The following is a 15400-nucleotide window of genomic DNA, read 5'->3' as shown; positions in this document are numbered from 1 at the left end:
ACAGTGGAATTATCTGCAATTTTCTCATATTGATATTTTATTAATCATTCTGGCATGTAGCTCTCTCGCATTTAATCAAGTTTATCTGGATAGCTCTCTTTTGGACCTTGATGTTGAAATAATGAAAGCGGCACAGATTGAGGGGTAATAATTTGAACTTAGTCACAAACTTATAATTAAAAAGTCATTCTACCTAATATATGCCCGTTTATTGCATCGCGAACTTTGAGAAGACATAACTCATTAAATGAAAGGGATGCAAATGAATAAGTTTATCGCTGCTGAAGCTGCGGAATGTATAGGCTGTCATGCTTGTGAAATTGCCTGTGCGGTGGCACACAATCAAGAAAACTGGCCGCTGAGTCACAGTGACTTTCGACCGCGTATCCACGTTGTAGGGAAAGGCCAGGCTGCGAATCCGGTGGCCTGTCATCACTGCAACAATGCTCCTTGCGTTACGGCTTGTCCGGTTAATGCTCTGACTTTCCAGCCCGATAGCGTACAACTGGACGAGCAAAAATGTATTGGTTGTAAAAGATGCGCAATCGCTTGCCCCTTTGGCGTCGTTGAGATGGTCGATACGATTGCGCAGAAATGCGACCTTTGTAACCAGCGCAGTTCCGGCACGCAAGCCTGTATTGACGTATGCCCAACACAGGCGTTACGGCTGATGGACGATAAAGGGTTGCAGCAGATAAAGGTGGCCCGCCAGCGCAAAACGGCAGCAGGAAAAGCGTCATCAGACGCTCAGCCATCTCGCAGTGCAGCGTTGCTCCCCGTTAACTCGCGTAAAGGCGCAGATAAAATTTCAGCGAGTGAACGGAAAACCCACTTTGGCGAAATTTATTGCGGGCTGGATCCACAACAAGCGACTTATGAGAGTGACCGCTGTGTTTATTGCGCCGAAAAAGCTAACTGCAACTGGCATTGCCCGCTGCATAACGCTATTCCGGATTACATCCGTCTGGTGCAGGAAGGAAAGATTATTGAAGCGGCAGAACTTTGCCACCAGACCAGTTCCTTACCAGAAATCTGCGGCAGGGTATGTCCACAGGACCGTCTTTGTGAAGGCGCATGTACTTTGAAAGATCACTCTGGCGCAGTCTCTATCGGTAATCTGGAACGCTACATCACCGATACCGCGCTGGCGATGGGCTGGCGTCCTGATGTCAGCCATGTTGTTCCCCGTATCGAAAAAGTGGCGGTGATTGGCGCAGGGCCTGCAGGGTTAGGGTGTGCTGATATTCTGGCGCGCGCAGGAGTTCAGGTTGATGTCTTTGATCGCCATCCAGAAATTGGCGGTATGCTGACTTTTGGCATACCTCCTTTCAAACTCGATAAAACGGTATTAAGCCAGCGGCGAGAGATATTCACCGCAATGGGAATCGACTTTCATCTTAACTGTGAAATTGGCCGCGATATTACCTTTAGCGATTTAACTTCTGAATATGATGCCGTTTTCATCGGCGTGGGGACTTACGGGATGATGCGAGCAGATCTGCCGCATGAAGATGCGCCCGGTGTCATTCAGGCTCTACCGTTCCTGACTGCCCATACCCGCCAGTTGATGGGATTGCCGGAGTCTGAAGAGTATCCGCTGACGGATGTGGAAGGTAAGCGAGTCGTGGTATTGGGCGGTGGCGATACGACCATGGATTGTTTGCGGACTTCCATCCGCCTCAATGCCGCCAGCGTGACCTGCGCGTATCGTCGTGATGAAGTCAGTATGCCGGGCTCGCGCAAAGAGGTGGTCAATGCGCGCGAGGAAGGTGTCGAGTTTCAGTTCAATGTTCAGCCGCAATATATCGCTTGTGACGTAGATGGGCGTTTAACTGCGGTGGGCCTTATTCGTACCGCTATGGGTGAGCCGGGTCCGGATGGACGCCGTCGTCCTCGTCCGGTAGCGGGTTCAGAGTTTGAGCTGCCTGCCGATGTTCTGATTATGGCCTTTGGTTTCCAGGCGCATGCCATGCCGTGGTTGCAAGGCAGCGGAATTAAGCTCGATAAATGGGGCCTGATTCAAACCGGGGACGTCGGGTATTTACCTACCCAGACGCACCTGAAAAAAGTCTTTGCTGGTGGGGATGCAGTTCATGGCGCGGATCTGGTTGTCACTGCAATGGCCGCAGGAAGGCAAGCGGCGCGCGATATGTTAACTCTGTTTGATTCGAAGGCATCGTGATGAAATCGTTAATTATCGTTAATCCGGCTGACTGTATTGGCTGCCGTACTTGTGAAGTGGCCTGTGTGGTCGCTCACCCTTCAGAACAGGAGTTGAATGCCGATGTCTTTTTACCCCGGCTGAAGGTACAGCGACTGGACTGCATCAGTGCGCCGGTGATGTGCCATCAGTGTGAAAACGCCCCTTGTGTTGGCGCTTGCCCCGTGGGAGCGCTGACGATGGGCGAGCAGGTGGTGCAGGCCAATTCTGCCCGTTGTATTGGCTGTCAGAGTTGCGTCAGTGCGTGCCCGTTTGGGATGATAACCATTCAGTCGTTGCCGGGGGATACCCGGCAACAAATTGTGAAATGCGATCTCTGTGAACAGCGGGAAGAGGGGCCTGCCTGCGTTGAATCTTGCCCGACACAGGCGCTGCAGTTGCTTACTGAAAGAGAACTCAGGCGAGTCCGCCAGCAGCGTATTGTTGCCAGCGGTGAGAATCCTCTCTGAAAGAATTCTCCGCGCTGAAAGGCGCGGAGAATCTATTAGATAGCCCATCCACCCGCGTAAAATGCGACCAGTGCGGCAGTAATGATTACCGTACCAATATTCAGCTTTTGCCATTCGCGTGCAAAGACGCGGCCTACGACCAGTGTCACAAAGCCCAGCATAATACCGGTAACGATATTACAAGTCAGAACGATAAACACGGCACACACCAGGCCAGCCATTGCGTCAATAAAATCGTTGAAATCCAGCTTCGAGACGTTACTTAACATCAGCAAACCTACGTACATCAGAGCGGGTGCAGTGGCGTAACCAGGGATCAAAAATGACAGTGGTGATAAAAACAGAATCAACAGGAATAACGCCCCCACTACGGTTGCGGTCAACCCTGTTTTACCCCCGGCGGCGGTTCCTGCCGCTGATTCGATATAAACCGCTGCGGGCGCAGCACCCACCAGGCCGGAGAATATTGAACTTACTGAGTCACTGGTCAGGGCTTTACCGCCGTTGATGATCTGGTTGTCTTTATCTAACAAATTCGCCTGACCGGCGACGGCACGGATGGTACCGGTGGCGTCGAACACTGCGGTCATCACCAATGCCAGTACACTCGGAAGTACAGTTGGCTGGAGTGCCCCCATAATATCGAGGCTGAAAATCAGAGACTTACCATCTTCGCCAGTCAGACTGGGCATCGCCACCAGACCGTGGTACTTCACCGCTGGATCAAAGATTAAGCCGATGATCGAAATTGCAATAATCACCAACAAGATCCCGCCAGGTACGCGGCACTTTTCCAGACCGAAGATGACCGCCAGACCCAGTAAGCTCATCATCACCGGGAAGGAGGTAAACGCACCGAGCGCCACCGGCAAGCCTTCAATCGGGTTTTTGATAACCATTCCCACACCGTTAGCAGCAATCAGCAGCAGAAACAGGCCGATACCGATACCTGTGCCGTGAGCGATACCCATCGGTAAATTACGTAATATCCAGGTTCGCACACCGGTTACAGAAATGGCGGTGAAGATGACGCCCATCAGAAAGACCGCACCCAGTGCGACAGGAACGCTAATTTGTTGCCCGAGTACCAGACTGAATGCGGTAAATGCCGTTAAGGAAATAGCGCAACCAATCGCCATTGGCAAGTTGGCCCACAAGCCCATCAGCAACGAGCCGAAGCCCGCGACCAGACAGGTGGCAACAAACACAGCTGCGGGAGGAAAACCTGCTTTGCCCAGCATTCCCGGAACGACGATAACGGAATAAACCATGGCCAGAAAGGTCGTTAAGCCAGCCAGTACTTCCTGACGAACGGTACTGCCACGAGCGGTAATTTTAAAATAATTATCCAGCGCGCCTTGTGGCTTTGGTGCGTCCGGTGTTTGTAGGATGTCTCCAGACATAATGATGTCCTCACGAGGATGTTAAAGTTTTATTATTAGTTGCGTTCGTACACCAGACGACCATCAACGTAGGTGCGGTAGATCGAACGGTCATCGCCCAACGTCATCATCACGAACAATTTGTCGACTAAAGAAACAGAGTTGTCATAGCGCAGCTGCTGTAGCGGGGTGGCGGTGGGTTCCATCACCACGAAATCAGCCTCTTTGCCAGGTAAAAAGTTGCCAATCAAATCGTCAAGGCCCAGAGATTTCGCCCCGCCGAGCGTGGCAAGGTAAAACGCTTCATATGCCGAGAGGCGATAGCCTTGTAATTGCAACACTTTGTAGGCTTCGTTCAGCGTTTGCAGCATGTTGAAAGTTGTTCCTGCGCCAATGTCAGTCCCCATGCCCACTTTGACTTTCTTCTGCCATGCTTTTTTCAAGTTGAATAAGCCACTGCCGAGGTAAAGGTTGGAGGTAGGACAGAAAGCAATGCTGGATTTGGTTTCGCTGAGACGATCCCACTCTTTCTCTTCGAGATGGACGCAGTGAGCAAAGACACAATTTTTACCTGTCAGACCGTACTGATGGTAAACATCCAGATAACCATCATGGTCAGGATAAAGCGATTTGACCCAGGCAATTTCATCTTTATTTTCACAAAGATGGGTATGTACCCATGTGTCGGGATACTCTTCTTTCAGGCGTTGCGCCATCGCCATCTGTTCAGGAGATGAGGTTGGGGCGAAGCGTGGCGTAATCGCATACAACAGACGACCATTTTTGTGCCAGCGTTCGATCAGTTCTTTGCTTTGGTGATAGCTGCTTTCGGCAGTGTCGAGCAGATAATCCGGTGCGTTGCGGTCCATCATCACCTTACCGGCAATCATACGCATATTGATATGACTGGCGGCTTCAAACAGCGCATCAACGGATTGCGGATGAACGGTACCAAACACCAACGCTGTGGTGGTTCCGTTACGTAAAAGCTGCTTGATGAAGAACGCCGACATTTCGCGGGCGTACTCTAAATCCTCATAACGACGTTCAGTAGGGAAGGTGTGTTTATTCAACCACTCCAACAATTGTTCACCATAGGCCCCAACCATTTCACTTTGCGGATAATGGATATGTGTATCGACAAAGCCCGGTACTACCAGTTTGCCGCGATAGTCGCGCACGCGAATGGTGTCAGGAATTTGATGCTTTCCGTCTTCCCATTCGCCAAACCATTCCACTTTTCCCTGTTTAATGAGTAATAAACCATCCTCAATAAACCGCAGCGCAGAGGCAATCTCTTCCGGGTTATCGACCGTACGGGTGACATCAATAAAACTGCCTCGTACCGCTTTTAACGTGTGTTCTCCTGACATCATTGACTCCTTTACTGTTAATCCATCTCTTCCGCTGAGGTAATACCAGGCAGAACGTTTTCCTGTCGGTAGCCACCAGGGAGGATAATATTTAATAAAATCGCAGTTAATCCACCAGCACAAATAGGGTTTTCAACTAATACATAAATAGAGGCTGGCAATATTTTAAAAATTTCCGGGTCGTAGGAGACGCCAAGCCCTAAACCTAAAGAAGTGGCGACAATAAGTGTTTCACGGCGCTTTAATCCGTTGGTGATGATGATGCGAATCCCAGCGATGGCAATCATGGAAAACATCAACGTCATTGCGCCTCCCAGAACAGCCGAGGGAATGGTCGTGAAGAAGCCGCCAATCATCGGAAACAAGCCGAGAATAACCAACATGACCGCGATGGTTCGCCCGACATAACGTGAAGCGACACCGGTCATCTGAATAACCCCATTATTTTGCGCAAACGTGGTTAACGGTAATGAACCGACAGCGGAAGCGATAACCGAAACCAGGCCATCTGCCAGTACGCCGCCTTTCAGACGCGACTGATACTCTTCTCCCTGGATGGGGCGGCGGGAAACCATTGCCGTGGCGGTGATATCACCGACAGCTTCCAGCACGCTAAGCAAATAAATCGTGCCGACCACCAGGAACTGATGGAAGCTGAAACTAAACCCGTATTTGAACGGATGCGGGATGGTGATTAACGGCAAATTGCGCATACTGCTGAAATCCACCATGCCCAGGCATAACGACGCGATATAACCGACACATAGCCCAATGGCAATCCCTCCCATGCGTAGTAACGGACTGCGGCAGCAGTTAAAGCCGATCACCACAATCAAAACCAATAAACCAACGCCGAGATGTTCGTAATTGCCGAACGTACCGCTGCTTTTGGCAGCAAATCCTCCACCAAAATCGATAATGCCGACTTTAATCAGGCTTAAGCCGATCATCAGCATCACAATGCCGCTAACGGTAGGTGTAATAACCCGACGTAAATAGGGCAGGATAAAAGAAGAGCCGACAACCAGAAATGCGCCAACGAAGGAGACGCCGAGAAGCGACGACATGATTAACTCTTCGTGAAAACCATCGCTTTTCATGCTGCTGCCCAGCGCAATCATGACTGTAACAAATGAAAAATTGACTGACTGAATTGAGAGTAGGCCAGAACCGACGATGCCATAGCGGTTTACCTGTAACCAGGTACCAATACCAGAGGCGATCATCGCCATAGAAACAAGATAGGCGGTTGTTTCAGCGGAAAGCTGTAAGGCCGCACCCACGATTAACGCAGGGGTTACCATCGGAACGAAAATTGCCAACAGATGGGTAATGGCACCAACGAGAGCCTGATGAAAGGGAGGGCGATCCTCCAGTTCAAATATAAGGTCAGAACCTGCATGGTTTATATCAGACATCCCTTCACTCCTTTTAAAGTAAATTTGATCATCTGAATCAGTAAAATAAATTCCCACGAATTTGGGGCGCAGGACGCCTTGAGAACGGCTTATCTCATTTTCGCAGTCAACTATTTAGTCATCGTTCAAACAGAGAAACAGGCCGCCGAAGCGGCCATTTATTATTTATATTTTTTCCAGCGCGGTGAGTATTTTCTCCGGTGTGAAATGCCATTCGCGTAACCAGATGCCGCAGGCATCGTGAATTGCGGTAGCAATCGCCGGAGCTGCGCCATTTACACCGATTTCTGAGATTGATTTCGCCCCGAATGGGCCGACTTTATCGTCGCTCGGCACCAGCACAGCGCGGAAATCACGCGGAATGTCACCAATTTTCGGTGCGCCGTAACTGCGTAAATCACGCGTTAACGGGTGGCCTTCGGCGTCATAAATGATTTCTTCGCTCATACTGTGCCCGATAGCACGCAGGGTGGCTCCGTAGATTTGTCCCAACGCTAACTCTGGATTGACCGGTGTACCACAGTCCAGCAAGGCGTAGAATTTATCCAGGCGGATTTCACCCGTACGTGTGTTGACGGCAACTTCAGCAAAGTTTGCGCCATACGGGAAGGCGAAATCAGGCGTGATATAACTGGCAGTTCCCACCAGTGAACCAAAACCGGTGCCGGTTTCGCCTTTATGGGCAATATCCCCGAAACTAACTTCGCCTTTCTTGCCGCGCACGACGCCCGGCGTTGCTAGTTGAACATCTGCCACTGGCTCACCCAACATTTGCGCGCCGTGGAACAGAATTTTATCCCGCAGATTTTCCGCTGCCAAACGCGCCGCGTTACCCGAGAAGCAAGTACCGGACGAGGCATATGCGCCTTTATCAAACAACGCATGATCGGTATCACCGGAGATAACATGCACGTCCTGCGGTGGGCAGTGCAGCACTTCTGCTGCCAGTTTCGTCACCACGGTATCCAGACCAGTACCAATATCCGCACCGCCAGAATGAACAATAAAGGTACCGTCCGATTCCAGTTTAATCATGCAGTTAGCCTGATCGATATCCGGGATCCCCGATTTCTGCATGATAATGGCGACGCCGCGACCGATGTGCCAGTCACCATTTTGCGGTTTTGGTGAAGACCATTGGATCATCTCGCGACCCTGACGCAGGATCTCTTCCAGCGCGCAGCTGGCGGCGGAAGGAACGGAGGTCGGCGCTTTACCTTCACCAATCGCACCGAGAATTTTCAGCTCTTGCCCTTCGTGTACCCGGTTACGTTCGATAATTTCCAGTTGGTCGATCTGTAACTGTTCAGCCAGTTCCGCTAATGCCATAGTGATAGCGAAGTTACCTTTCGGTGCACCATAACCCTGATAAGCACCATTTGGACAAATGTTGCTGTAGTAGGTGGTGACCTGGAAATCGACGTTATCGCACGGATATAACGGCAGCGACAGCGCCGGTCCGTTACATGGTACGGTGAGTGAGTGATTGCCGTAAGGGCCTGTGTTGGCGCGGAAATCCATCTTCACGGCCGTCAGGCGACCATCTTTCTTTGCCCCCAGTTTGACGGTGACTTTCGCGACGTGACGAGAGGTGTTAGCAATAAACTCTTCTTCACGGGTGTAGCGGAACAGTACCGGACGCCCGGTCACGCAGGTTGCCCAGGCGCACACTTCTTCCAGCAGGATGTCCTGTTTAGACCCAAAACCGCCGCCAACTCGCTCTTTAATTACATGAACTTTATGTTGTTTCATGCCCACGAGGCGCGCGACCTGGCGGCGTAAGTGCCATGGTACCTGGGTGGAGGCGTGGATAACCAGACGATCGCCGTCCATACGGGTAAAGCAGATATGAGTTTCAGTCGGGCACTGCTGCGCCTGCGTTGAGTTATAGGTTCGCTCAATGATCACATCGGCATCGGCAAAGCCTTTGTCCATATCGCCAATATGACCATGAATACTGGCGGCGATATTTTTACGGGGGCGAGAACCGATCGGGAAGTTGATGATCATATGCTCGCCGCGCTGGGCTGCATGGCTGTTATCGTCTTCCAGAGTATCTGGCGCACCAGCAACATACACCACCGGTTCATCGTGCACGACAGGCGCATCTTCCGCCATTGCCTCGTCAATCGACATTACAGGTTTAAGCACTTCATATTCAACGTCGATGAGCTTCAGTGCTTCGAGCGCAATTTCTTCACTTTCTGCGACGACCGCAGCAACGCGATCGCCGACGTGACGCATTTTCTTGCCGAACATACGGCGGTCAAGCGGTGACGGTTCCGGTGCGCTCTGACCACCCGGGGTGTAGTAGATATCCGGGCAATTCAGATGAGTAATAACGTGGACGACGCCTGGTAAGGCTTCAGCTTTGCTGACATCCAGGTGAGTAATCAGTGCGTGAGCGTGAGGGCTACGTAACATTTTAATGACGCAGGCGTCAGCCGTTACGCGGTCTTCAACATAGCAGGGTTTCGCCTGCACCATTTTTGCGGCATCAGTTTTAGGATAATGCTTACCAATGACTTCAAGGTCATCGCGGAAAGTCGGAGCGATATCAATGGTGGCCTGCGGGTTATTTTTACGTGCAACCGCCAGTTCAATGACCTGATAGTATTGTTGCCAGCCTGCATCGCGACTGAACAAACCAGAAAGCGCGTCGTCGATCTCTTCGCGGGTCGGTGCGGCGATACGCTCGAGCAGATCAGTGATAATCAGAGCCGCAGCTGGATCGTTATAACCAGACTGCACCACGCCAACATCAACCATTGCCTGTTGAACCAGACTTAACTCGTTCCATTTGCCCAGAGACTCTGCGGTACGAATATCTGCCTTCTCTAACTGTGCGGCGATAAGCAAGGACGCGTTAACGATATTACCGTTAAAGATAATTGCGTCAGAACCGGCAAACCCGAATCCATCATCGCTGTTGCGTACAGAGTGCATTCCCATGTTAAACAACAGCTTTTGCACGTTTTCGCCTGGATTAACGGTTAGCTCCTGAGGCGCGCCATTTAAAGTAAAGTGGATGATCATACGGCTTCCTCCCCAGCCTGTTGGCAGTCGGCATAAAGGTCGGCTACCAGAACTCCCGTGATATAGCGTTTATAGGCCACGCTGCCCCGCAAATCTTCCTGCGGGAAAATGGCGTTGGCGACAGCCTGTTCAAGTGCATTGCCTTCCAGGTTTTGTTTTTCAACATCGTGCAGACGCAGTGCTTTACTGGCCACGCCATCCAACGCAATTCGCATACCGTCGTGATCGGTAAACGCAACGGCTGCCGTTACTACCGTTAACCCAGCCTGAGAACGGCTAATTTTGCGAGTCGCACAGGTGCGATACGGATCTTTAATGATGATTTCGGTTAGCAGGTGATCGCATGGGCAGGCCAGGTACTCCTCAATTGACAGAGTTTCACCGTTGCCAAAAACCAGTTCGGCATCTAGTGCCAGCAGGACGGGAAGCAGCACCGACTCTTCCTGCCGGGCGGCGATTTCACCACCAATGGTCGACTGATTACGAATATGGCGAGAATAGACAAAGCCGAGAGCCTCACGCAGTGCTGCAGGAATAAACCGTGCATCACGCAGTGTTTGCAAGCGAGACATCGCGCCAATCCGCAATGCACCGTTATCCCAGTCAACCCAGTCCAGTTCCAGATCCTGTAAGGATATGGCAATCTTTTTATCGGTACGGGTTGGTGTGGCGTTGAGTTTACTGCCTCCGGCGAACCAGACGGCTTCATCCTGGTAGCGGCGCTTCAGTTCCAGCGCCTGTTCGACAGAGTCGGGCCTGAAAAATTGTTCAATCATCTTCTTTCCTTATTTAACCCTCTTCCCTGCGGGAAGAGGGTATTTGTCATTTATGCCAGCGCATCCATCCGACGCCACATAGCAGCAGCGGCTTTTCTGGCTTGCGCATAAATGGAATCGCAATCGAAGTTAAACTGACGGTCTTCATAGACCATAACGCCGTTGACCATCACGCTGTGGACGCTGCCTGAACCCATGCCGAAAGCGATATGTCCAGCGATATTGTCTGCCAGCAGTGGCGTCGGCGAGTTGTAATCGCAAATGGTTAAATCGGCTTTATAACCGGTTTCCAGCAGGCCAAATTTCGCGCCAAAGTTGCGGCTCATCAGTTCGTTGCCGTTAGCCAGAGCTTTGGCAAAGCTGTCAGGCCACAGCGGACCACCCGCATCGCGATGTTTAAAGAAGGCAAATTTCATCTCTTCAAACATATCTGAACCAATACCGTCCGTACCCAACGCCAGATTGCGGATGTCGCAAAGATGATGGTTGTAGCCGACATGGTTGTTCATGTTTGAACGGGCGTTATGCACCAGGAATGCATCACGCTGATTGAGCAACGCGATGTCGTCTTTAGACAGATAAAGCCCATGAGCGACCAGCGTTTTGCTGTCGATGAGATCGAATTGCGCTAATCGTGCCAGCAGATCTTTGCCGTACCAGTGATGACTATGGGAAACATCGTAAAGGTCTTCCGCAGCGTGAATATGTAAACCACGGCCTGTGGCTTTCACGGCCTCACGCAGCATTTCCAGACCGGCATCCGGCACAGTAAACGGCGCGTGAGCACCAATATGAGCCTCTACCAGATACGGTTCAGTTGCCGCTTTCTTCGCATCATCAATCTGACGGGCGAAGCGGATATTTTCCTCTACTCCTTCCTGTAGTTCTTTAATGCCGTTGTTACGGTCAGTGGTTTCAAAACAGGTCATCGCACGCAGGCCAACTTTTAAAAATGCGTTGCGCAATGTGGAGAGCGACCCGCTGATATACGCCGGAGAGGCATGGTGATCGATAACAGATGTACAGCCGCTCTTAATCGCTTCCAGTGAACAAATCAGCCCGCTGTAATAGAGCGACTCTTCATCAAGGGCGCGATCGAGCCGCCACCAGAGATTTTTCAGCGTTGAAATGAAATCCGGGCAGGGGGCGATGTTTGCCATAATTCCACGGGAAAGCCCCGAGTAAAAATGGTTGTGCGAGCAGACAATTCCCGGCATCACAATCCGACCATGCATCTCTTTGTAGTTGGCATCGGGGTAGCGTTGCGTCAGCGCATCGCCGATAGCGACAATCACATCATTTTCGATGGCGATATCAACGCCTTCCTGCACTTTCGCCGGGTGTAACTGCACTGCGGTGACATTCTTCAGAATCAACATGATTACACCTCCACGCGGCCCAGCAGATAATGATGATGCTGGTGGACATGGCTAATGATGCGGCACATATCGTTCAGCTCCGGTGGTACGTTGTTGAACTGACCTTCGCTGTCGATGTTTAACACCCAGCTTTGGTTATTCAGACGTACTCGTACCCGGCAATCTTCCACAAGGAAGCCTGGGTTGCTGCTGTTATCAAAGTCTTGCGACAGGCTGAAGACGGTGATTTTGTCTTTGTACGGTTTACCGTTCCACGGACAGAACTGAGCACAGTTGCCGCATTCGTTACAGTAAGCGTCGAGGTGCAGCGTCTGGAAACGGTTCTGGAAGCCAGGGACCGCAATGGATACGTTGGCGCGGTTCGGGCAGACATCCACACACTTGCTGCAAACGTAGTTACATTCAAGGCAGCGAGCGGCTTCCTGGGCGACAAACGCGTCACGATCGTCGCTATCCACCAGGGTGATAGAGATATCGCCTTTGCGTTGATAGATTTCCGCCGGATTGACGTTGTTCCAGTATTTATCGTTCTGGTGGGAACGGATATTTTCCCGACTAAGGATGGCATCGGTAGCCCGACGCGCAGTTCCGACAGCAGCGACAATGGAGGATGGTCCGCGCTGTACGTCGCCGATCATAAAGACGTCAGTCAGACGAGTTTCGCCATTATGGTCGACGTCTGGCCAGCCATTTTTGTCCAGCGGCACGCCCATCGCATTCAGGGCTTCAGTATCCTGCTGTTCGCCAATGGCGGTGATCAGGCTGTCTACATGCAGTGTTACTGTTTCGTTGGTTTCAACCGGACGGCGACGACCTTTCTCATCAGGTTCGCCAAGCGACATAACGCGCAAGGTTAAGGTGCCATCAGCATCGAAACGTTCCGGATTATTCAGGAAACGGAACTCCACGCCGTCGTGCAACGCTTCTTCATACTCTTCGCGCCATGCGGGCATCTCTTGCAGTGAACGACGATAAACGACCGTTGCTTTTTCTACGCCTGGAACGCGTAACGCCGCACGAGCGCAGTCCATTGCGGTGTTACCCGCCCCGACAACGACCACATGCTTGCCCAGCTTGAGCGTAGTGCCTTTGTTGTATTCACGCAGGAAGGGGAGTGATTTCCACACATTTTGGTTGTCGCCCGCCAATTTCACACCGCTATTTTTATCAGTGCCGGTGGCAATCAGAACATAGTGGAAGCCCTGATTTTTTAACTGTTCAACGGTCAGATCGGGTGAGCAGCCATACTCAAATTTCACGCCGTGAGCGGCAACAAAATCGATATCGTGCTGAATTAACTCTGCAGGAATACGGAACTGAGGAATGATATTTTTCACCACGCCGCCCGCATTGGCTTCGCGTTCAAACAGCGTAACCGGATGGCCCGCTCTGGCAAGGAAGTAACCTGCTGCCAGACCCGCCGGACCTGCACCAATCACGGCAACCGGATGGCGTGAACCAGAACCGGCTGGTTTGTGCCAGCGTTGCTTATATTCATCCCAACCTTTTTCCAGCGCGACTTTTTTCAGTTCGCGGATATTCAGCGCACTGTCGTAATCCAGGCGGGTACAGTTGTATTGGCACTGGTGATCGCAAATATGACCGGTAATGGCGGGCAGGGCGTTGCGTTGGTAGATGAGTTCCAGTGCGTCGGCATAGCGGTGTTCGCCAAGCAGACGGATGTATTCCGGAATATCCTGTTTAATGGCGCAAGCAGTAACGCACGGTGCAACGTAGCAGTCGGTCAGCGGCAGGTCTTCTGCCACTTCAATACGCTCTTCTGGCTTCCAGTGTTTCTGCGTGTATTCCATGGTTAACGCGTCTGCTGCCAGTTTGTTCAGTCGTTCGACGTCAACATGGTCAAGCCCCCAGGCGTCGGAGCCTTCCAGCTCGCGCATGCAGGCACTTAAGCGCAGATAGCCGCCAGGTTTCAGCAGGTCGGTTGCCATAGTAATAGGGCGAATACCAGTATCAAAAATATCGCGGATAGTCAGCTGACTGGCACCACCGGAATAAGAAATGGGCAGTTTGCCGTCAAAGGCGCGAGAGAGAACTGCTGCAACATTGATGGAGAGCGGGAACAGCGCACGGCCTGACATATACATCTCTTCACCAGGCAGTGCACCTTTGTTATTAATGGTGCCGAGGGTATTGGTCAGTTTGACGCCAAAGCCGAGTGATTTTTCTTTTGCCAGTACCATCAGGCGTTCCAGCATTTCCAGCGCTTGCGTCAGCTTGAGGTCGTGATCAAATGACTCTTCTTTTAAGCCTATGTAACCGAAACCGCAGACATCGAGGATCTCACGAACACGCGCGTACCCCAGTAAGGTCGGGTTGAGTTTCACAAAGGTATTGAGCCCTTTTTCTTCCAGCATGTAGCGGCAAATGGCTTCGATTTCATGCGGAGGACAGCCGTGCATCGTGGAGAGGGTAACGCCTTGTACCATGCTGGTGGGGATGCGTGCCGGTAAGGCCTGCAAGCATTCGCGTTTTTCCTGTAAGCCGTGGCGGGCTAAAAATGCGTCATCCTGGAGTAATTTATTCAGCGTATCGCGATATTGAGCGAATTTCGGATGGTCAGATGCGTCCATCATATTATCGATGAACTGTTGCATCGGCGGTTGCTTAATACCTTCGAGGTTGTAACCGACGCTCATATTAAAGATGAACGATTTACCGGAATCAGAAGGCTGGAACATCGCTTCGAGAAGGTGCAGGGCAAACCAGGCTTTGAGGTATTCATCCCAGGCTTTAAGCAGGGTAAATTCGGTGGACCATTCGGTGTTAAAGCACTCGTCTTCGGCATCAATACAGGGCTTTTCCAGCTCCAGGCGGTCAAGAATTTGGACGGTTTTTAGTTCGATGAAGCGTCCGCCAGTCAGCCAGGATGTGACAATATTTTGCGCGAGCTGCGTGTGCGGACCAGCGGCAGGGCCGACGGGAGTGGCACAGGTTTCACCGAAGACGCTAACAGTTTTACCTTTTACGGGTGAGTAAAACTGTTGCTCGGGAATACCAAAGATTGAGCGTTGTTGTTGGTATTCATCAAATATGCGCGTCAAAAGTTCCTCAAACGGAATGGGACGCATAATATCCCCCATAACCCTCTCCTTAGCTTATACAGATATCATTGAGTGACCGGTGTTGAGAAATCCGGTGGTTTAGGGGGATAGAGCAACAATCGCACCACTCTTGCCAGGTTTGGCGGGAAATATAAAAAAATGTGAGGCGGCTCGAAACTTAAGGGCTTTTTGTGAATGAACTCACAGGTGCCAAATGAGAATTAAAATCACTCCTGGGAATTATTATTACCAGCCCATTTATCACTTTTTCTCTTTTCTCAAAATCAGTGATTCCTTATCATAA

At 51.2% G+C, this 15400-nt stretch carries 9 protein-coding genes; 2 read left to right on the top strand and 7 right to left on the bottom strand.

Features of this window, described 5'->3' with window-relative positions; genetic code table 11:
• Positions 1-262 precede the first annotated feature (262 nt).
• Positions 263-2182, top strand: coding sequence for a formate-dependent uric acid utilization protein YgfT (ygfT, locus tag BEB54_RS16555; protein WP_105276707.1), 1920 nt, complete (start codon positions 263-265; stop codon positions 2180-2182).
• The gene (locus BEB54_RS16550) at positions 2182-2670 is read left to right on the top strand and encodes a 4Fe-4S dicluster domain-containing protein (protein ID WP_000838417.1); all 489 of its coding nucleotides are present in this window, start codon (positions 2182-2184) and stop codon (positions 2668-2670) included. The genes ygfT and BEB54_RS16550 overlap by 1 nt, the downstream gene beginning before the upstream one ends.
• A gap of 35 nt (positions 2671-2705) precedes the next feature.
• On the opposite strand, the gene ghxQ is transcribed toward BEB54_RS16550, so the two are convergent.
• The 7 genes from ghxQ to ygfK all read right to left on the bottom strand — a co-directional run bounded on the left by ghxQ (position 2706) and on the right by ygfK (position 15135).
• Positions 2706-4073 (bottom strand): guanine/hypoxanthine transporter GhxQ, encoded by a 1368-nt coding sequence (gene ghxQ / locus BEB54_RS16545; protein WP_000012163.1) that lies wholly within the window; start codon positions 4071-4073, stop codon positions 2706-2708.
• Positions 4074-4108: 35 nt separating this feature from the next.
• A complete protein-coding gene (guaD, locus tag BEB54_RS16540; RefSeq protein ID WP_001352959.1) occupies positions 4109-5425 on the bottom strand; it encodes a guanine deaminase in 1317 nt (438 codons plus the stop codon).
• 17 nt (positions 5426-5442) lie between these two features.
• The gene (xanQ, locus tag BEB54_RS16535) at positions 5443-6843 is read right to left on the bottom strand and encodes a xanthine/proton symporter XanQ (RefSeq protein WP_105282237.1); all 1401 of its coding nucleotides are present in this window, start codon (positions 6841-6843) and stop codon (positions 5443-5445) included.
• A gap of 165 nt (positions 6844-7008) precedes the next feature.
• Positions 7009-9879, bottom strand: a complete 2871-nt coding sequence (locus tag BEB54_RS16530) for a molybdopterin-dependent oxidoreductase Mo/Fe-S-binding subunit (RefSeq protein WP_105276706.1) — start codon at positions 9877-9879, stop codon at positions 7009-7011.
• Entirely contained in the window at positions 9876-10655 is a 780-nt protein-coding gene (ygfM, locus tag BEB54_RS16525; protein ID WP_105276705.1) for a molybdopterin-dependent oxidoreductase FAD-binding subunit, read from the bottom strand. The genes BEB54_RS16530 and ygfM overlap by 4 nt, the downstream gene beginning before the upstream one ends.
• Positions 10656-10705: 50 nt before the next feature.
• A complete protein-coding gene (gene ssnA / locus BEB54_RS16520) occupies positions 10706-12034 on the bottom strand; it encodes a putative aminohydrolase SsnA (protein WP_105276704.1) in 1329 nt (442 codons plus the stop codon).
• A 2-nt stretch (positions 12035-12036) separates the two neighbouring features.
• The gene (gene ygfK / locus BEB54_RS16515; RefSeq protein WP_105276703.1) at positions 12037-15135 is read right to left on the bottom strand and encodes a putative selenate reductase subunit YgfK; all 3099 of its coding nucleotides are present in this window, start codon (positions 15133-15135) and stop codon (positions 12037-12039) included.
• Between the last annotated feature and the right edge of the window lie 265 nt (positions 15136-15400).

The sequence above is a fragment of the Escherichia sp. MOD1-EC6021 genome, from assembly GCF_002965245.1.
Taxonomy (GTDB): Bacteria; Pseudomonadota; Gammaproteobacteria; order Enterobacterales; family Enterobacteriaceae; genus Escherichia; species Escherichia coli_F.
This window is presented reverse-complemented; position numbering and strand designations above follow the sequence as displayed.